The organism is Corallococcus sp. CA054B (assembly GCF_003611625.1).
Classification (GTDB): Bacteria; Myxococcota; Myxococcia; order Myxococcales; family Myxococcaceae; genus Corallococcus; species Corallococcus coralloides.
In genome coordinates this window covers 23,906-42,361 of sequence record NZ_RAVY01000068.1, presented here as the reverse complement: position 1 = coordinate 42,361, position 18,456 = coordinate 23,906, and the positions used below count along the sequence as shown (strand labels likewise).

20 protein-coding genes and 1 pseudogene are annotated in these 18,456 nt (G+C 69.1%); 7 read left to right on the top strand and 14 right to left on the bottom strand.

Going from position 1 to position 18,456, the window contains the following annotated elements; translation table 11 throughout:
• From D7V80_RS18440 to D7V80_RS18430, 3 genes are all read left to right on the top strand, one after another.
• Positions 1-201: thiamine phosphate synthase (locus tag D7V80_RS18440; RefSeq protein ID WP_199738728.1), on the top strand; the 201-nt coding region annotated here is incomplete at its 5' end.
• 21 nt (positions 202-222) lie between these two features.
• The gene (locus D7V80_RS18435) at positions 223-990 is read left to right on the top strand and encodes a gamma-glutamyl-gamma-aminobutyrate hydrolase family protein (protein WP_014395232.1); all 768 of its coding nucleotides are present in this window, start codon (positions 223-225) and stop codon (positions 988-990) included.
• Entirely contained in the window at positions 987-1,727 is a 741-nt protein-coding gene (locus D7V80_RS18430) for a bifunctional hydroxymethylpyrimidine kinase/phosphomethylpyrimidine kinase (RefSeq protein WP_120589403.1), read from the top strand. Before D7V80_RS18435 ends, D7V80_RS18430 begins: the two co-directional genes overlap by 4 nt.
• A gap of 8 nt (positions 1,728-1,735) precedes the next feature.
• Here D7V80_RS18430 and dnaB read toward each other — a convergent pair.
• The 12 genes and pseudogenes from dnaB to D7V80_RS18370 form a co-directional block, all read right to left on the bottom strand.
• Positions 1,736-3,087: pseudogene (gene dnaB, locus D7V80_RS18425) on the bottom strand (replicative DNA helicase).
• A 158-nt stretch (positions 3,088-3,245) separates the two neighbouring features.
• Entirely contained in the window at positions 3,246-4,016 is a 771-nt protein-coding gene (locus tag D7V80_RS18420; RefSeq protein ID WP_120589402.1) for a LytTR family DNA-binding domain-containing protein, read from the bottom strand.
• Positions 4,013-5,128, bottom strand: coding sequence for a sensor histidine kinase (locus D7V80_RS18415; protein ID WP_199738726.1), 1,116 nt, complete (start codon positions 5,126-5,128; stop codon positions 4,013-4,015). The genes D7V80_RS18420 and D7V80_RS18415 overlap by 4 nt, the downstream gene beginning before the upstream one ends.
• On the bottom strand, positions 5,125-6,282 hold the full coding sequence (locus D7V80_RS18410) for an acyltransferase (RefSeq protein WP_120589401.1): 1,158 nt from the start codon (positions 6,280-6,282) through the stop codon (positions 5,125-5,127). Before D7V80_RS18410 ends, D7V80_RS18415 begins: the two co-directional genes overlap by 4 nt.
• Positions 6,283-6,478: 196 nt before the next feature.
• The gene (gene rplI / locus D7V80_RS18405; protein ID WP_014395238.1) at positions 6,479-6,922 is read right to left on the bottom strand and encodes a 50S ribosomal protein L9; all 444 of its coding nucleotides are present in this window, start codon (positions 6,920-6,922) and stop codon (positions 6,479-6,481) included.
• A gap of 30 nt (positions 6,923-6,952) precedes the next feature.
• Positions 6,953-7,363, bottom strand: coding sequence for a 30S ribosomal protein S18 (rpsR, locus tag D7V80_RS18400; protein WP_120564015.1), 411 nt, complete (start codon positions 7,361-7,363; stop codon positions 6,953-6,955).
• Positions 7,364-7,411: 48 nt separating this feature from the next.
• Positions 7,412-7,888, bottom strand: a complete 477-nt coding sequence (gene rpsF / locus D7V80_RS18395; protein WP_120589400.1) for a 30S ribosomal protein S6 — start codon at positions 7,886-7,888, stop codon at positions 7,412-7,414.
• Between the two features lie 275 nt (positions 7,889-8,163).
• Positions 8,164-8,739: an aminoacyl-tRNA hydrolase gene (gene pth, locus D7V80_RS18390; RefSeq protein ID WP_014395241.1), complete on the bottom strand. Its 576-nt coding sequence runs from the start codon at positions 8,737-8,739 to the stop codon at positions 8,164-8,166.
• Positions 8,740-8,853: 114 nt separating this feature from the next.
• Positions 8,854-9,540 carry a 50S ribosomal protein L25/general stress protein Ctc gene (locus D7V80_RS18385; RefSeq protein WP_120589399.1) on the bottom strand — a complete coding sequence of 229 codons (687 nt, stop codon included), beginning with the start codon at positions 9,538-9,540 and terminating at the stop codon, positions 8,854-8,856.
• A gap of 222 nt (positions 9,541-9,762) precedes the next feature.
• Positions 9,763-10,716, bottom strand: a complete 954-nt coding sequence (locus D7V80_RS18380) for a ribose-phosphate pyrophosphokinase (protein WP_120589398.1) — start codon at positions 10,714-10,716, stop codon at positions 9,763-9,765.
• 42 nt (positions 10,717-10,758) lie between these two features.
• Positions 10,759-11,058 (bottom strand): septation regulator SpoVG, encoded by a 300-nt coding sequence (gene spoVG, locus D7V80_RS18375; RefSeq protein ID WP_014395244.1) that lies wholly within the window; start codon positions 11,056-11,058, stop codon positions 10,759-10,761.
• Positions 11,059-11,174: 116 nt separating this feature from the next.
• Complete coding sequence (locus D7V80_RS18370; RefSeq protein WP_043321218.1) at positions 11,175-11,546, bottom strand: DUF5658 family protein; 372 nt, start codon at positions 11,544-11,546, stop codon at positions 11,175-11,177.
• 195 nt (positions 11,547-11,741) lie between these two features.
• Between D7V80_RS18370 and D7V80_RS18365 the strand changes: the two genes are divergently transcribed.
• From D7V80_RS18365 to aqpZ, 4 genes are all read left to right on the top strand, one after another.
• Entirely contained in the window at positions 11,742-12,341 is a 600-nt protein-coding gene (locus tag D7V80_RS18365) for a thymidine kinase (protein WP_043321219.1), read from the top strand.
• Between the two features lie 41 nt (positions 12,342-12,382).
• Positions 12,383-13,198, top strand: coding sequence for a uracil phosphoribosyltransferase (locus tag D7V80_RS18360; protein WP_120589397.1), 816 nt, complete (start codon positions 12,383-12,385; stop codon positions 13,196-13,198).
• A 12-nt stretch (positions 13,199-13,210) separates the two neighbouring features.
• Positions 13,211-13,747: a hypoxanthine phosphoribosyltransferase gene (gene hpt / locus D7V80_RS18355; protein WP_120589396.1), complete on the top strand. Its 537-nt coding sequence runs from the start codon at positions 13,211-13,213 to the stop codon at positions 13,745-13,747.
• Between the two features lie 162 nt (positions 13,748-13,909).
• Positions 13,910-14,734, top strand: a complete 825-nt coding sequence (aqpZ, locus tag D7V80_RS18350) for an aquaporin Z (protein WP_120589395.1) — start codon at positions 13,910-13,912, stop codon at positions 14,732-14,734.
• A gap of 68 nt (positions 14,735-14,802) precedes the next feature.
• Here aqpZ and D7V80_RS18345 read toward each other — a convergent pair whose 3' ends face one another.
• A complete protein-coding gene (locus D7V80_RS18345) occupies positions 14,803-15,795 on the bottom strand; it encodes a ribonucleotide-diphosphate reductase subunit beta (RefSeq protein ID WP_233585479.1) in 993 nt (330 codons plus the stop codon).
• Between the two features lie 73 nt (positions 15,796-15,868).
• Positions 15,869-18,226 (bottom strand): ribonucleoside-diphosphate reductase subunit alpha, encoded by a 2,358-nt coding sequence (locus tag D7V80_RS18340; RefSeq protein WP_199738736.1) that lies wholly within the window; start codon positions 18,224-18,226, stop codon positions 15,869-15,871.
• Positions 18,227-18,456 lie beyond the last annotated feature (230 nt).

Genomic DNA, 18,456 nt, shown 5'->3' with positions numbered 1-18,456 from the left:
GCCTTCCGGCGGGTGGTGGCGGACAGCCCGCTGCCGGTGGTGGGCATTGGCGGGGTGGGCCTGTCCAACATCGCGAGCGTGGCCGCGACGGGGGCGCACGGCGCGGCGGTGGTGTCCGACGCCCTGCTCGCCCAGGACATCGCCGAGCGGGTGCGGCAGCTGGCGGCGGCGTTTGACAGCGCGCGGGGGACTGGCCTCTAACCTCAAGGCAGCACCCCCACCATGAACCATCCACCTCCGCGTCATCACGGGACGACGCCGCGTCGTCCCAACATCGGCCTCAGCCCGGACTGGGCCCAGCCGGCCGACTCCGCCTTCCCCCGCTACGAATTGAAGGTGCCCTACGCGGAGGCGGTGCTGCGCGCGGGGGGCCTGCCCTTCGTGCTGCCGTACACCGACGACCCGTCCTGCGTGGACGCCTACCTGGAGCGGGTGTCCGGGCTGGTGGTGACGGGCGGCGCGTTCGACATCCCTCCGTCCGCGTACGGCGAGGAGGTGCGCGAAGGCATGGGGCCGCTGAAGGAGGGCCGCACGGCCTTCGAGGCGCAGCTCATCCGCGGCGCGCTCAAGCGCAACCTGCCGGTGCTGGGCGTGTGCGGCGGCATGCAGCTGCTCGCCGTGGTGCTGGGCGGCACGCTGTTCCAGGACATCCTGCGCGAGGTGCCGGGCGCGCGCGACCACGAGCAGAAGCACGACCGCACCCAGCCGCAGCACCCGGTGGAGGTGAAGAACGGCACGATGCTGGCGGAGGCCGTGGGGCACGGGCAGCTGATGGTGAACTCCACGCACCACCAGGCGGTGAACAAGCCGGGCACGGACGTGACGGTGAGCGCGGTGTCGCCGGACGGCGTGGTGGAGGCGATTGAGTCCACCGCGCACACCTTCGCGCTGGGCGTGCAGTGGCACCCGGAGCTGATGCTGGGGACCATCCCGGTGCACCTGGGCGTCTACAAGGCGCTGGTGCAGAAGGCGCGAGAGCACCGCCGGTGAGGCCGCGCGTCCTGCTCCTGGCGGGACTGGAGCCCACGGGCAGGGCCGGGCTCCTGGCGGACGTGGCCGCGGTGCGGGCGCGGGGCGGCGACGCGGTGGCGGTGCCCACGGCCCAGACGGCGCAGGGCTCGCACACCTTCGCGGTGGTGCCGGCGTCCCCGCGCATGCTGGCCGCGCAGGTGACGGCCGCGCGAGAGTGGGGCCCCCTGCACGCGGTGAAGTGGGGCGTGGTGCCCGGGCCGTCGCAGCTGTCCACGGCGAGGGCGGCGCTCAAGGACGCGGACGCGTGGTGGGTGGTGGACCCGGTGGTGCGCTCCTCCCGGGGGCAGGCGCTGTCACGGCTGACGCCCCGGCACTACCTGGCGCTCGCGGGCCCGCGCGTGCTGGTGACGCCGAACCTGGAGGAGGCCGCGTGGCTCTTGGGCCGGCCCGCGCTGGGCACGGTGGAGGACGCGCAGGAGGCGGCGGAGGCGCTGTGCCAGCGCGGCTTCGGCGCGGTGCTGGTGAAGGGCGGGCACCTGCCGGAAGGGCAGGGGCTGGCGGACGTGCTGGCGTATTCAGGGCGCACGGTGGTGATGCGGGGGCGCCGGTTGAAGCGGCCCCCGGAGCGCCGGGGCACCGGTTGCCGGCTGGCGTCCGCGCTGGCGGCGGAGCTGGGACGGGGCACGGGGCCGGAGGCCGCGGTGCGGGCGGCCCGTGAGCACGTCACGGGCTACCTGCGCACCGGCCGGGACTGACGCGGCGACTACTCGCTCCGGGCGCGGCTTTCGAAGCGCGTGTACTCCGCGAGGAACACCAGCTCGACGGACCCGATGGGGCCGTTTCGCTGCTTGGCGACGATGAGCTCCACGGGGATGACCGTGTTGCCTCCGCCACCGCCGCCTCCTCCGTCTCACGGTGGATGAACATCACCACGTCGGCGTCCTGCTCGATGGAGCCGGACTCACGCAGGTCGGAGAGCATGGGCTTGCCGCCCTTGCGTTCCTCCACCTTACGGCTGAGCTGGCTGAGCGCGATGATGGGCACCTCCAGCTCCTTGGCCAGCTGCTTGAGCGCGCGGGAGATTTCCGCGACTTCCAGCTGGCGGCTCTCCACCTTGCCCTTCTGGTGCATCAGCTGGAGGTAGTCGATGACGATGAGCGACAGGCGCGGGTCCTTCTGCTTCACGCGCCGCGCCTTCGCGCGCAGGTCGAACGGGGACAGGCCGCCGGAGTCGTCGATGTAGATGGGCGCGTTGTAGAGCGCGCCCGCCATCTCCTGGAACTTCTCCTCGTCGTGCGGGGACAGCCGGCCGCCGCGCAGCTTCTTCATGTCCACGCGCGCGGTGGACGCGAGCAGACGCATGAGCAGCTGATCCGCGGGCATTTCCAGGCTGAAGATGCCGACGGCCTTGTTCTCCTTCAGGGCCGCGTGCACCGCGATGTTCATGGCGAAGGACGTCTTGCCGATGCCGGGACGCGCCGCGAGGATGATGAGTTCACCGGCGTGCAGGCCGGTCAGCTGGTTGTCCAGGTCGATGTAGCCCGTGGACAGGCCCGTGACGCCCGTCGCCGCGGTCTTCATCTTGTCCAGCAGGTCGAGCGTCTGCTCCATCAGCTCGCTGACCGGACGCAGGTCGCCTTCGCGCTTCTTCTCCGCGAGGAGGAAGACCTTGCGCTCGGCCTCGTCGAGCAGGACCTCCAGCTCGCCCGTCTCCTGGCTGGCGAGGTCCTGGATCTCCCGGCCCACGTTGGCCAGGCGCCGGCGCAGCGCCTGGTCCTTGACGATGTGGGCGTACTGGACGGCGTTGGCCGCCAGCGGCACCACCTGGTCCAGGCCCATCAGGTACGCGGGGCCGCCCACCGCGACGAGCTGGCCCAGGACCTTGAGCTCCTCCGCGAGCGTCAGGTGGTCCACCTGCTTGCTCTGCTGATCCAGCCGCATCATCGCGGCGAAGATCTGCGCGTGCGAAGGGCTGGCGAAGTCGTCCGCGTGGACGACCTCCGCCACGGGCGTGATGAGCCCGTTGTCCGCCAGCACGGCGCCCAGCACCGCACGCTCCGCGGCGAGATCCTCGTGGACCCGCCGTCCTTCCCTACCGTCCAGGACGTTCTGCATGGCTGCTTGGAACCTCTACAGGCAGCGTCTGACACGTTCCAGCGGACGTCCAGTTTCCAGGCAACAGACCTGTAGCACCCGGTAGGTCCGGGAGGGATGCCGCGACCCGCCGTAGGACCTCCGCCCGGTCTCCCGGTGAACCGACCCGGCGCGTCGGGCTATTCGGCGGCGCCCCACTGCTGGAGGAAGGCCTCCCGGTAGGTGCGGCTGAGGATCACCGTGGAGCCGTCCTTGAGCACCAGGATGCCGTCCCCATGCGTCCACGGCTCCAGCCGGGCCACGGCCTCCAGGTTCACCAGGTCGCCGCGGTGCACGCGCACGAAGCGGGTGGGGTCCAGGCGCTCCTCCAGGGCCCGGAGCGTCTGGCGCACCAGGTGTTCGCCCTGGGCGGTGAAGAGCCGGACGTACTTGTCCTCCGACGACAGGCGCCACACGGTGTCCAGGCGCAGGGGCACCCAGCCTTCGCCCACCTTCACCACCAGCCGCTCCAGGGGGCGTTCCGGGCGGGCCTTCGCCACGGTGGCGAGCAGGGCGTCCAGCGCGGCGGAGCCGGGCGTGCCCGCGCTCAACAGCGCATGGGCCTTGTCGAGCGCGCGGGTGAAGCGGCCGGCGTCATAGGGCTTGAGGAGGTAGTCCGCCGCGTGGGCCTCGAAGGCCTGGAGCGCGAAGCGCTCATAGGCGGTGGAGAAGATGACGGCGGGGCAGGCGTCCGGCCCGAGCGCCTCCAGGACCTCGAAGCCGGTGAGGCCGGGCATCTGTACGTCGAGCACCACCAGGTCCGGCCGCAACGCTTCGATGCGCGCGAGCGCCTCCGTCCCGTCCTCCGCCTCGCCCACGCAGGAGAAGCGCGCGTCTGCCGTCAGCAGGCGCTTCACCTTCGCGCGAGCCGGCGCCTCGTCGTCCACCACCAGCACGCGGAACACCGTCATGCGACCTCCACCCGGGGCAGCCACACCGTCACGCGCGCGCCACCCTCCGGCCCCGCGCCGCGCTCCAGCCGGGCCCGGTCGCCGTGCAGCAGCGTGAGCACGCGCTCAAGTTGCGTCAGCCCCACGCCGGGCCCGGAGGCGGGGGAGGACGCCCCGAAGCCGCGTCCGGTGTCCTCCACCTCCAGCGCCCAGCGGTCGGCTTCAGCTCGCGCGCGGATGCGCACCTCCAGCGCTCCGCGCAGGTCCTGGTTGTGCTTCACCGCGTTCTCCACCAGCGTCTGCAGCGCGAAGCTGGGCACGCGCTGGGACTCCAGCCCCGGCGCCACGTCCCAGCGCACCTCCAGCCGGTCGCCGAAGCGAGCCGCGAGCAGCGCGACGAAGCGCTCGGTGTGGCCGCGCTCCTCGGCCAGCGTCCAGGTGGGCTCGGTGCGCTCCAGGCTCGCGCGCAGCAGCTGGCCCAGGTCGCTCAGCAGCCGGTCCGTGCGCGGCAGGTCCTCGTACATCACCGACCCGATGGTGTGCAGCGCGTTGAAGAGGAAGTGCGGGTGCAGCTGGCCCGTGAGCGACTGGAGCTGCGCGGCCCGCAGCTCGCCCTCCAGCTCCGCCGAGCGCAGCGCGCGGGCCTGCCGCTCCCGCCACTCGTGCAGGAGTGAGATGACCGCGCAGCCCAGGCCGTAGGTGATCAGGTCCTTCTGCGCCTCCATGGGGAGCGCGTACACGGGGGGCCCCAGGTCGTAGTCCCCCAGCTCCATCAGCGCGTAGACGCCATGCCGCAGCCCCGCCATCAGCGCGATGTGCAGCGACGTGAAGACCATGAACGCCGCCGCGTGGATGCCCAAAAAGCGCGCCCAGCCCACGCGCGGCGACGGCGCGTTGAGCACCGCCGTCATCAGGACGGGGAGCAGCAGCGTGACGGCGACCGCGCTGGTCATCTCCCAGATGAACGCGGGTGCCCAATGGCCCGGATGAGGCCGCATGAGCTGCATCAGCCGCACCGCGCTGCCCTGCCACACGCCCAGGACCAGCCCGAACGCCAGGACCTTCAGCGCCGGGCGCATGCGCACCCGGGGCCAACGCCACCGCGTGGATGCAACGTCGTCCCGGGCGCTCACCCCACGGCCTCCGAGGTGAGGACGGCCGGGCGCGCGGCCCGGGGCTTCATCCCGAAGAGCGGCCGGAGCCACGACACGCGGGACACGCCCTCGCACAGCCCCAGCGTGGCGGCGAAGGACAGCGTGAGCACCGCGAAGAGCATGGCCCAGGGACCCACCGGCAGCCGCAGGCACAGGTAGCCCACGCAGATGATGACCGTCTGGTGGAAGATGTAGAACGGATACGACAGCGCCTGCGCGTGCGAAAGCCACGCGGGGGCCGTGCGCACGTGGTGCCGCGCGAAGGCCATCGCCGTCAGCAGCCCGCTCCAGATGAGCACCGTGCCCCCCACGATGGCGGGCACCACCGGCATCACCGGCCACGGCCACACCAGCTCCACCCCGAGCGCCACCACCGTCACGGCCAGGAGCCCGTGGCGCAGCGCCACCAGCCGGCCCCACACGCCCGGGCAGCGGCCCAGCAGGTGCCCGTAGAGGAACAGCAGGCCGTAGTGCACGAACGTGCGCGGATCATCCAGCAGCGCGTGCGTCTCCGGGAAGTCGCGCAGGAGCACCCGGTTGAGCGCCAGCGGCACGACAAGCCACAGCACGTTCACCCCTCGCGACAGCCACGCGTCCGCCCTCGCGAGGAACCGCCCCCCGGCCTGCGTGCGCAGCGCCGCGAAGAGGGGCAGGGCCAGGAGGCAGTAGACGAACAGGTAGGCCACGAACCACAGATGGTGCCAGCTGAAGCTGCCCGCGGGGTAGGGCACGAAGTCGAACACCGTCGGGTAGAACGCGGCGTAGCTCCCCTGGATGCGGCCCTGGAACAGCCGCTCCACGTAGATCTGCGGCGGCACCACCACGAACATGCCGAACACCAGCGGCAACAACAGCCGCTTCGTCCGGTCCTTCGTGAACGCCCTCAAGGAGCGCCGCCGGAGCGCGAACGCGGTGCCCGCGCCGGAGATGACCATCAACAGCGGCATGCGCACCAGGTGCAGCACGCCCATCACCGGCTCCAGCACCGGCAGCGCCTGGGGGCTCTTGAGGTGCCACTCCCAGGTGTTGAACATCATCCCGGTGTGGAACAGGTGCAGCACCACGATGGCCAGCACCCGGAGCCAGTCCAGGTCGGGGTGGTGCGCGGCGGCGGGGCGGAGCGGGGCGCTCATGCGGCGGGGACCTCCTGACGGTGTCCGCCGCTGAAGTACCCACGCCCGTGCTCCTGGCACCACGCGGATGCCGTGAAACGGACCGCTCACGGCGCGAGCCGGACGGCCTCCTGCCCGGAGACGCGAAAAGGGCCGCCCGGTTGCCCGGACGGCCCTTCCCTTTGAAGCGATGGAGCGCTTCAGGTGAAGCGGTGGACTACTCGGCCACCACGTCGACCTTGATCTTCGCCGTCACCTCGCGGTGCAGGCGCAGCTCCACGTCGTAGCTGCCCAGCGACTTGATGGGCTCGGCCAGGTGCAGCTGGCGGCGATCCACCTGCTGGCCCTGGGCCGCGAGCGCCTCGGCGATGTCCAGCACCGTGACGGAGCCGAACAGCTTGTCCTGCTCGCCCACCTTGCGCTTGATGGTGACCTTGACGGCGCCCAGCTTCTTGGCCTGCTCGTCGGCAGCGCCCTTCAGCTTGGCGTTGCGCGCCGTCTGCACGGACTTCTCGTGCTCCAGCTGACGCAGGTTCTGCTCGCTCGCCAGGACCGCCTTCTTGCGCGGCAGCAGGAAGTTACGGCCGAAGCCGTCCTTCACCGTGACGAGCTCGCCGGACTTGCCGAGGTTGTCGATGTCCTCACGCAGAATGACCTTCATGTTCCTGTCTCCTGTGTTGCGGACCGGCGACTAGCCGACCACCGCGTTGTAGGGGAGGAGCGCGATGCCGCGGGCGCGCTTGATGGCCACCGCCACCTCACGCTGGTGCTTCGCGCAGTTGCCGGAGATGCGGCGGGGGATGATCTTGCCGCGCTCGGTGACGAAGTACTTCAGCGTCGCCTGGTCCTTGAAGTCCACCGACGCGTTCTTCTCCGCGCAGAACCGGCAGACCTTCTTGCGGCCGAAGCCACGACCACCGCGCTTGTCGTCGTCGCCGCCCATGCCGCCGCGGTCGCCACGATCACCACCACGGTCGCGGTCACCGCCGCGATCACCACCACGGTCGCCACCGCGCGAACCGCCGCCGTAGCCGCCACCGCCACCGCCACCGGGGCCGCGGGAAGCGCCCGCGCCCTGCTTGCTATCCATGCCGTTGCTCATGAACGTTCTCGTTTCCTGGAAGGTTGGGGGAAGGTCCCGTCAGAGGCGTTACGCCTCTTCGGTGGACTCCTCTTCCGAATCGCCACCCGCGAACTCGGCCGTCTCGCCGCGGAAGCCACCCTCGCGCTCGGCGGGAGCGCCCGGACGGGTCTCCTCGACATCGCCGGCCAGCTTGAGGTCCTCGAGCACCGGACGCGACTCGGGATCCACCTCGTCCGCGATCTTCACGGAGATGTAGCGCGTCACGTCGTCGATGTTGCGCAGGTTGCGCTCGATCTCCGCCACCAGCTTGCCGTCACCCAGGAAGCTCGTGTGGACGTAGATGGCGCGGGGCTGCTTGGCCACGGGGAACAGGGTCTTCTTCTTCCCCCACACCGTGAAGCGGAGGACCTTGCCGCCCTCACGCGAAACGATGCCGCGGACGCGCTCCTTGAGCTTGTCCACGTTGTCGTCGGTCACGTCCGGCTTGACCAGGAAGATGGTCTCGTACTCACGAAGCCGCTTGGCGGCCTGCGTCTCTGCCATGTTTCTCTCCCCTTGGGGTCGAGTGCCCCCCGGACCATCCGGGGAGCGGGGAAACGGCCGGAGGCCCTCGAAGGCCACCACCGGGGACGGGAAATCCTCTCGCGCGCCCGTCACCGTCGCGCCTTGGCCCGTGCGTGAACACGGGAAGCTTTGAAAGAACATCCACCGGACCGCGCGGGACGCACTCCGGGGGAAGGGGCTTCTAAGAGGACCCCTCCTGGAAAGTCAAGCTCGGGCAGGGGGGCAGGCGGCCGAGCGCCGGATGTCCGGGCGCTTCAGGCCCGGCGGTTGTGGCGGTTCATCGCCGTGGCGAGCCCGTCCCGCACCCAGCTCTCCGCCATGTCCGCCGCCTTGCCGATGAGTTCCTCCAACTGGCGGCGCTCGCCGTCATCGAAGTTGGACAGGACGTAGCCCGCCACGCGCTCCTTGGCGTTGGGCCCTTCGGGCTTGCCAATGCCCACCCGCACGCGGATGAAGGCGTCCTCGCCCAGGCACTGCACCATGCTCTTCAGGCCGTTGTGCCCGCCCGCGCCGCCGCCCGCCTTGAGCTGCAGCCGCCCGAAGGGCAGGTCCAATTCGTCGTGCACCACGAGCACGTCCTGCACCGCGACCTTGTAGAAGCGCGCCGCCTCCGCCACGGAGCGGCCGGACAGGTTCATGTACGTCTGCGGCTCCACGAAGAGGATGCGCTCGCCGCCCAGGCTTCCCTGGCCCACGCGCGCCTGGAACTTGTCCTGGGTGAGCTCCGCGCGGGCGCGCGACAGGAGCGCGTCCACCACCATGAACCCGACGTTGTGGCGGTGGCGCTCGTACTCGCGCCCGGGGTTGCCCAGCCCGCAGATGAGCTTCATGGAAGGCTCCCAAGGAGGGTGCGGGCCTGGAAGGGGCCACACCCGGAAAAAGACAGCGGGGCAGGCCCTGGAAGAGGCCCGCCCCGCGAAGAGACACCGAACGGCGGAAGAGGACTACTTCTTCGCCGGGGCCTTGGCCGCGGCCGCCGCGGGGGCCTTCGCGTCGCCCGCCTTCGCGTCCGCCTTGCCCGCCGCCGGGGCCGCAGCCGCCGCGGCCGCCGCAGGAGTCGCCTCCGCCGCTTCCGGCGCGGAGAGGACCGCGATGGTGTAGTTGACGTGCGTCTTCACGGACACGCCCTCGGGGAGCTTCACGTCGTTCACGTGGAGGGCTTCCGCGATCTTCAGGTTGGTGACGTCCACCTCGATCTGGAGCGGGATGTTGCCGGGGAGCGCCCAGACCTCCAGGTTGCGGCGAACCTGGGTGAGCAGACCGCCGTCCGCCACGCCCGCGGCCTTGCCGGTCAGCACGACGGGGAGGTTCACCTTGACCTGCTCCTTCTCCGTCACGGCGATGAAGTCCGCGTGCAGGATGTCGCGGGTCAGCGGATCCATCTGGTAGTCCTTCAGGAGGACCTGCTGATCATTGCCCGCCAGCTTCAGCTGGATGAGCGTGTTCAGCTTGTGCGGGGTGTTGATGGCCGCGCGGATGGCCTTGGGGTCCACGGAGATGTGCAGCGGCGCCTTCAGGTGCTTGCCGTAGACGACGGCGGGAACCTGGCCGGCGGCGCGCAGGCGGCGGGCAATGCCCTTGCCGGAACCTTCACGGGCCTGCGCTTCGAGGGTGCTCTTGTCGGTGGCCATGGAAATCTCTCTTTTCGGTGGGGTACCGCGGTGTTCACCGGCGTCTGGGCGCCCTCGGCATCCCACCCCCATGGTGGGCCCCGAAGACGGCGCCCGGGCCGTTTGAAGGCCCATGGAACCGGTGGAGGGGGCCGGACATGCCAGCCCCCGGGGTCCTTCGTCAAGCCGCCCGGCTTCCAGGCGGCGTTTCGCCTGGCTGCGTCCGGGCAGGCCCGGACGGCGTCAGACGAACAGCGAGCTCAGCGAGTCCGCGCGGTGGATGCGCGCGATGGCCTCCCCGAAGAGGGCGTCCGTCTGCAGGGCGCGGATCTTCGGGCACGCCTTGGCGTTGGCCGCGAGCGGCACCGTGTCCGTGAAGACGACCTCCTCCAGGACGGAGTCGGTGATGCGCTGGATGGCGGGGCCGGACAGGATGGGGTGCACCGCGTACGCGAGCACCCGGCGCGCGCCCTTGTCCTTCAGCGCGAGGGCCGCCTGGGCGAGCGTGCCCGCGGTGTCCACCATGTCGTCCACCAGGATGGCGTCCTTGCCCTTCACGTCGCCAATGAGGTTCATCACCTCGGAGGCGTTGGGGCGCGGGCGGCGCTTGTCGATGATGGCCAGCCCCGTGTTCAGCCGCTTGGAGTAGGCGCGCGCGCGCTCCACGCCACCGGCGTCCGGGCTGACGATGACCAGCTCGCTCGACTCCGGGAAGCGCTTGCGGATGTCCTCCAGGAACACCGGCGAGCCGTAGAGGTGATCCGAGGGCATGTTGAAGAAGCCCTGGATCTGCCCGGCGTGCATGTCCATGGACACCACCCGGTTGACGCCCGCGACCTCCAGCATGTCCGCCACCAGCTTGGCGGTGATGGGCGTGCGGGCCGCCACCTTCCGGTCCTGCCGCGCGTAGCCGTAGTACGGCATCACGGCGGTGATGGAGCCGGCGCTCGCCCGCTTGAGGGCGTCGCACATGATCAGCAGCTCCATCAGGTGATGGTTCGTCGGCGGGCACGTGGACTGGACGATGAACACGTCCTGTCCGCGTACGTTCTCGCCGATCTCGACGTGGATCTCCCCGTCGGAAAACGCGTCCACCGTCGCCTTGCCCAGGGGACGCTGGAGGTATTCGCAGATGCGATGCGCCAACGCCGGGTTGGAGTTCCCGGCGAACACCTTGAAGTCACGCGACGGCTGCATGGGGGCGCTGACTAACCCGTGAGCGCCCCGAATGGAAGTTCGTTAGTCGAGTTCAGCCGCCACGGGACCGAGCGTCCCGTTCTGCGCCTGGTGAAGGTGTTTCTCGTACTCGATGAGGATGACCCGCTCCATCTGGCTTCGTGTGTCCGCGTTCAACGGATGGGCGATGTCCTTGTAGGTCCCGTCCTTCCGTTTTTTCGCGGGCATCGCGATGAAGAGCCCGGTGGAGCCGTGGATCACCTTCAGGTCGCGCACGACGAAGCAGTGATCCAGGGTGATGGTGACGTACGCCTTGAGCTTGTCCTCTTCGACCGGAAACACCCGGACGTCGGTGATGTTCATGGTCCCCCCCCGAACCTGGAAGGCCGGAGCTACGGGGAAGCCTGGGACAGACTGAAGGTGAAAAGCAAGCACCCCCTACCTGTCGCGCTGGGGACCGTTCACTGCTCCCCTAGCCGTCATGCCCCGAAGGGCCAGTGACTCACCAGGTGGGTGAGGAAGGCCAGGTGGTAGACCACGATGATGGCGTAGACGACGGCGCCCGCGCGGATGGCGATGCGGCTGGCCTTGAGGCGGCGGTGCAGGCACAAGAGGCACAGGCCCGCGTTCACGATGAGCAGCTTGGAGAACATGAAGAGCAGCGGTGACTGCTCGTACGCCACGCGCATCACCGGGTTGAGCTCCTCCGCCACCCCCAGCTGCAGGAAGAGCAGGGTGAACAGCCCGTCCAGCAGGTTCAGCATGAGCAGCGCCACCGAAGCCGGTGACAAATAGAAAGAAGCCTGCTGCGCCCAACTCCCCGCCTGCACCTCATTCGCCGTCGCCGCCACGCCCCACCCCCAAGGTTCCCGTCCTGCTACCTGGGGCCAGGGCTATTCAAATCCCTTGCCAGGGCTTCCGGGACTTCATGGGAAGCAGCCGGGCAGGCGGCGCGGAGGGGGGCTTGCCGGGCTGGAAACGAAATTGACGGGAAGGGGTGGGTCGCGGAGATTGGCCCCGCCCAGCCACACCCCGACGAGCGTCCATTGCATCAATTCCCCAAAGATATCGGGTGGATAGAGGTCATCTGCGGATCCATGTTCTCCGGCAAGACGGAGGAGTTGATCCGCCGCGTCAAGCGCGCGCTGTACGGCCGGCAGAAGGTGCGCGTGTTCAAGCCGCGCATCGACACGCGCTACGACGACACGCAGGTGGTCAGCCACAGCCAGTTGAAATTGACGTCCCTGCCCATCGAAAGGGCTGAAGAAATTTTCCGGCACCTGTCCCCCGACACGCAGGTGGTGGGCATCGACGAGGTGCAGTTCCTGGGCGGAGAAGTGGTGCAGGTGTGCGAGGCGCTCGCCCAGCGGGGCATGCGCGTCATCTGCGCGGGCCTGGACCAGGACTACCAGGGGCGCCCCTTCGAGCCGATGCCGCAGCTGATGGCGGTGGCGGAGTACGTGACGAAGGAGCTGGCCATCTGCGCGGTGTGCGGGAACCCGGCCAACCGTTCGCAGCGCATCATTGGCAGCGAGGAGCGGGTGGTGGTGGGCGCGGCGGGTGCCTACGAGCCGCGCTGCCGCAAGTGTCACGTGGCGGAACCCGCGGAGGCGAGCCCTCCGCAGACGCTGAAGCTGTTCGACTGAAAGCCGAAAGCCGCCTCTCACCGGCGCGGGAGCCCCATCCGATGCGCGACACTCTCTACGCGAACGTGCCCTTCAAGTTGAACGAGATGGCCCACCACTATGGGCCCAACGTCCACCTGGTGGGAAATCCGTTTCTCCTCTCCCAGCTGGCCACGCTGTGCGCCAAGGGCACGCTGCAGCCGCAGATCAACCGGCTGGTGGAGCAGCTCTACGCGGACCTGGTGAAGACGGTCATCAACGCGGAGTTCCCGCGCAAGATGGTGACGATTCCCACCCGCATGATCGACTCCACGCCCCTGGGCATCTACCAGGGCGAGGTGGTGGACCCGCAGCTGCGCGTGGTGACGGTGAACATCGCGCGCGCGGGCACGCTGCCGTCGCAGGTGACGTATGACCTGCTCAACTTCACGGTGGATCCGTCCCTGGTGCGCCAGGACCACATCATCATGAGCCGGATGATCGACGCGGCCCAGGCGGTGGTGGGTTCGGAGATTGGCGGCGCGAAGATTGGCGGGGACGTGGACGACGCGTTCGTGCTGTTCCCGGACCCCATGGGGGCCACGGGCGGCAGCCTGTCCACGGCCATCCAGCTGTACAAGACGAAGGTGCCCGGGCGGGCCCGGCGCATCATCACGCTCAACCTCATCGTCACGCCGGAGTACCTGCGCCGGATGACGACGGAGCACCCGGACGTCATCATCTACGCGCTCCGTCTGGACCGCGGCCTGTCCCCGCCGGAGGTGTTCGGCACCGCGCCGGGCCTGCTCTGGGAGAAGGAGCGGGGGCTGGATGACCGGCAATACATCGTCCCCGGTGGCGGCGGCTTCGGGGAGATCATGAACAACGCCTACGTGTAGAGGGAGCACCCGGTGACGACGTTCCACGAGAAGGATGTCGGCGTCCTCATCTCCGAGGAGGCCGTGCAGGCGCGCGTGAAGGATCTGGGCGCGCAGATTACCCGCGACTACCAGGGCAAGGAGCTGACGCTCATCTGCGTGCTCAAGGGCTCCGCGTTCTTCGCCATCGACCTGGCGAGGGCCATCGATTTGCCGCTGACGCTCGAGTTCCTGGGCGTGTCCAGCTACCACGGCGGCACGGAGTCCACGGGCGAGGTGCGCATCACCACGGACGTGTCCAAGCCGATGGCGGGCAAGCACCTGCTCATCATCGAGGACATCATCGACACGGGGCTCACCATGAGCTTCCTGCTGGAGAACCTCCGGGCGCGCCACCCGGCGTCGGTGAAGATCTGCTCGCTCCTGGAGAAGCCCGCGCGGGCCAAGACGAAGGTGGACATCGACTACAAGGGCTTCGTCATCGAGGACAAGTTCGTCGTCGGGTACGGCCTGGACTACGGCGAGAAGTACCGGAACCTGCCGTTCATCGGCATCTGGAAGCACGTCTGAGAAACGCCTGATGGGCTCGGGTGCCCCTCCCTTCGGGGCGGGGGCCTCGGGACTGCGAGGGCCCTGTCCATGCGCCGCACGGCGGCCATGTGCAGGGCCTTCGTGCGTCGAGGGGTGCACGCATGCACAGCCTCTCCTCTGGACACCTGAGGAGGCTTGAACATGCGAGACGGGAACGTGAGGGCCGCCCGGGCGGCCTCCGCGAACGGCGATGCGATGCAGAAGTACCTGGCGGAGGCCGTCGGCACGTTCGTGCTGGTGCTCGGCGGCGTCGGGGCGGCGGTGCTGGCAGGCGACCGCATCGGCTTCCTGGGCGTGGCCTTCGCCTTCGGGCTGTCGCTCCTGGCCATGGTCTACACGATTGGCCCCATCTCCGGCTGTCACGTGAACCCGGCCGTGACGGTGGGCCTGATGATGGCGGGCAAGTTCGACAAGCGTCACCTGGCTGGCTACGTCATCGCGCAGTGCCTGGGCGCCATCCTGGCGGCGGGCGTGGTGCTGCTCATCGCGAAGGGCGCGCCGGGCGGCTACTCCGCGGGCGCGGAGGGGCTGGGCAGCAACGGCTACGGGGCGGCGTCTCCGGAAGGCTATGGCGGCGGGGCGGCCTTCATCACGGAGGTGGTGCTCACCTTCCTGCTGGTGCTGACGGTGCTGGGGGCCACGGACTCAAGGGCGCCGGTGGGCTTCGCGGGCGTGGCCATTGGCCTGGTGCTGACGCTCATCCACCTGGTGGGCATCCCCATCACCAACACGTCGGTGAACCCGGCGCGCAGCCTGGGCCCGGCGCTCTTCGCCGGAGGGGACGCCCTGCGCCAGCTGTGGCTGTTCATCGTCGCGCCGCTCTTGGGCGCGGCCTTCGCGTCCGCGGTGTACCGGCTGGTGAACCGCCCGGCGGTGCAGATCTCCGCCGCGCGCGCGGAGCAGGCCCTGGACGAGGAGCGCCGCGAGCGCGTGGCGGGCCGGCGCGACGTGGAACACCCCGTTTGAAGCACGAAGGCCGTGCCTCGCTTCTGTCGCGGGGCACGGCCTTGGCTTGTGGAGCAGGGGAGGGGGGCCTAGAAGGCGGCGTCGAAGACGACGTCGTTGGCGGCGCCCACGCCCACAGCGACCTGGTAGGACGACACGCGGCGCTCGAAGAAGTTGGTGAGCTCCTGCACGTCCTGCAGGTCCATGAAGTGCAGCGGGTTCTTGGTGTGGAAGATGGGGGCCATGCCCAACATCTGGAGGCGTTGGTCGGCCACGTACTCCAGGTAGCCGCGCATCTCCTGCACCGACAGGCCCATCACACCGCCGCTCAGCAGATCCTGGGCGAACTGCGTCTCGCACTCCACCGCGTCGCGCATCATCTGCACGACGTCCTTCTCCAGGCCCGCGTCGAAGAGGTCCGGCTCCTCCTTGCGCGCGGTCTTGATGGACTCGAAGGCGAAGGCCATGTGGGCGGACTCGTCGCGGAACACCCAGTTGGTGCCCGCGGCCAGGCCGTTCAGCAGCCCCTTGCTGCGCAGGAAGTACACGTACGCGAAGGCCGCGAAGAAGAAGAGGCCCTCAATGCAGCCCGCGAAGCAGATGAGGTTGAGCAGGAACTGGCGGCGGTCCGACTTGGAGCGGACCTGATCCAGCGCCTGGATGCTGTCCATCCACTTCATGCAGAAGCGCGCCTTGCGCTGGATGGACGGGATGTTGTCCACCGCCGCGAAGGCCTTGGCGCGCTCCGCCGGGTCCGGCACGTAGGTGTCCAGCAGCGTCAGGTAGAACTGGACGTGCAGGGCCTCTTCGTAGAGCTGGCGCGACAGGTACATGCGCGCTTCGGGCGCGTTCAGGTGCTTGTAGAGGTTGAGCACCAGGTTGTTGCCGACGATGGAGTCGCCCGTGGCGAAGAAGGCCACCAGCCGGTGGATGAGGTGACGCTCCGCGTCCGTCATCTTCGAGCGCAGGTCCACCAGGTCCGTGGAGAAGTCGATCTCCTCCACGGTCCAGGTGTTCTTGATGGCGTTGCGGTACATCTCGAAGAAGACGGGATACGCCATGGGGCGCAGCGTCAGGTTCATTCCCGGATCAAGCAGCATTGCTTCGGCACTCCCTTACGAAACGAAGGACGGGTGGGGTGGGGACGGCCAGGGACTACTGGCACGCCTCGCACGCCTCGGGGTTTTCCAGCGAGCACGCCACCGCTTCCGCCTCCGCGGTCACTGTCTGCGGCGCGGGCGTGGGGGCGGCGGTAATCGTCGGGCCACCCTGGCCCACGGTGGCCTTGGCGATGCGGGTCGCCGGGCGCGAGCGCAGGTAGTAGGTCGTCTTGAGCCCCTTCTGCCACGCGTAGAAGTACATCGAGGACAGCTTCCCGATGTTGGGCGTCTCCACGAAGAGGTTGAGCGACTGGCTCTGGTCGATGAAGGCGCCGCGGTCCGCGCCCATGTCCAGCAGCGAGCGCATGGGGATCTCCCACGCGGTGCGGTAGATGGCGCGCAGCTCCTCCGGCAGCTCCGTGAGGTCCTGCACGCTGCCTTCGGCCAGCTTGATGCGGTTGCGGGTGTTCTCGTTCCAGAGGCCCAGCTGCTGCAGGTCGCGCACCAGGTAGCGGTTCACCTGGAGGAAGTCACCGGACAGCGTCTCGCGCTTGAAGAGGTTGGACACCTGCGGCTCGATGCACTCGTAGCAGCCGGCGATGGACGCGATGGTGGCCGTGGGCGCGATGGCGATCATCAGCGAGTTGCGCAGGCCCACCTTCATGATGCGCGAGCGCAGCGCGTCCCAGCGCAGCGTGTCCTCCGGGACGATGCCCCAGCTGTCGAACTGGAGCTCGCCCTTGGCCGCGCGCGTCTCCGGGAAGGACGGGTGTGCGCCGAACTGCTCCGCCAGGTCGGAGGAGGTGACCAGCGCCGCGTAGTAGATCTCCTCGGAGATCTTCTTGGACAGGTTGCGCGCCTCCACGGAGTCGAAGGGCAGGCGCAGCTGGAAGAAGACGTCCTGGAGGCCCATCAGGCCCAGGCCCACCGGGCGCCAGCGGCGGTTGGAGTCCGCGGCGGTGGGGATGGGGTAGTAGTTGAGGTCGATGACGCGGTCCAACTGCTTGAGCGCGAGCATCGCGTTGGAGCGCAGTTGGTCGAAGTCGAACTTCCCGTCCTTCACCATGCGGCCCAGGTTGAGCGAACCCAGGTTGCACACCGCCGTCTCACCCTGGCTCGTGACCTCCAGGATTTCGGTGCACAGGTTGGACAGGTGGATGACGTTGCCGGGCTGGCCCGTCTGGTTGCTCTTGCGGTTGGAGATGTCCTTGAAGGTCATCCAGCCGTTGCCCGTCTGGGCGAGCACCTTCATCATCCGCGCGTACAGGTCGCGCGCCTTCACCTTGCGCACGGCCTGGCCCTGCGCTTCCGCCGCCACGTAAGCCTTGTCGAAGGCGTCACCGAAGAGGTCGGTGAGGTGCGGCGTCGTCTTCGGGTCGAAGAGGCTCCACTCCTGGTCGGCCTCCACGCGGCGCATGAAGAGGTCCGGCACCCAGTTGGCCAGGTTGAGGTTGTGCGCGCGGCGGGCCTCGTCACCGGTGTTGTCACGCAGCTCGAGGAAGTCCTCGATGTCCGCGTGCCACGTCTCCAGGTACACGCAGCACGCGCCCTTGCGCTTGCCGCCCTGGTTCACCGCCGCCACGGACGCGTCCAGCGTCTTGAGCCACGGGACGATGCCGTTGGAGTGGCCGTTGGTGGACTTGATCAGCGAGCCGCGCGCGCGCACGCGGTGGTACCCCACGCCGATGCCGCCGCTGAACTTCGACAGCATCGCGATGTCCGAGTACTTCTTGTAGATGGCGTCCAGCTCGTCCGCCGGCGAATCCAGGAGGAAGCAGCTGGAGAGCTGCTCGTGGCGCGTGCCGGAGTTGAACAGGGTGGGGGAGGAGGGCAGGTACTCCAGCGAGCTGAACAGCCGGTAGAGCTCGATGGCCTCGCGCGCGTTGTCGCCGGACAGGGCGCACGCCACGCGCAGGAAGAAGTCCTGCGGCGTCTCAATCACTTCGCGCGTCTGCGGGTTCTTGAGCAGGTAGCGGTCGTAGACGGTGCGCAGGCCGAAGTACTCGAACAGGTCGTTGCGGACCGGGTCGATGGCGGCGTTGAGCTTGCGCGCGTTGGCCTGGACGAAGGTGAGCAGGCGGTCCGCGATGAGGCCGTGCTTGTGGCCCGCGGCGACGGACTGGCTGAAGGACTGGATGTCCTGGTTGCTGACCTCCTTCTGGATGAAGGTGGAGAGCAGGCGCGCGGAGAGCCGGGCGTACTCGGGCTCCTCCACGATGAGCGCCGCGGCGGTCTGGATGGACAGGCTGTCCAGCTCCCGCGTGGTGGCGCCGTCATACAGGCCGCTGATGGTCTTGGTGGCCACGCGCATCACGTCCACGCGCGACAGGCCCACGCACGACTTGCCCACCGCGCGGACGATCTTGTTGAGGTCCACCGGCTCCGCCGTGCCGTTGCGCTTCTTCACCCGCATGGTGGTGGCGAAGTCGCCGGGAGCCGACGGGGCCTGCGTGGCGGGCGCCACGGCGGCGGAGTCGGGGGGCGGCGAGGCGACGGCGTTCGGCTTGAAAGGCGTCTGGACGGTCACGGGCGTCTCACTTCCAGGACAAGGCAAAGCGGAGCCACCAGGGTGGACTGACCCCGTGGGTGACGGCTCCGGTGATGGCGGGGAGGACCTGACTTGCGATCAGGATCCGAGGGCTT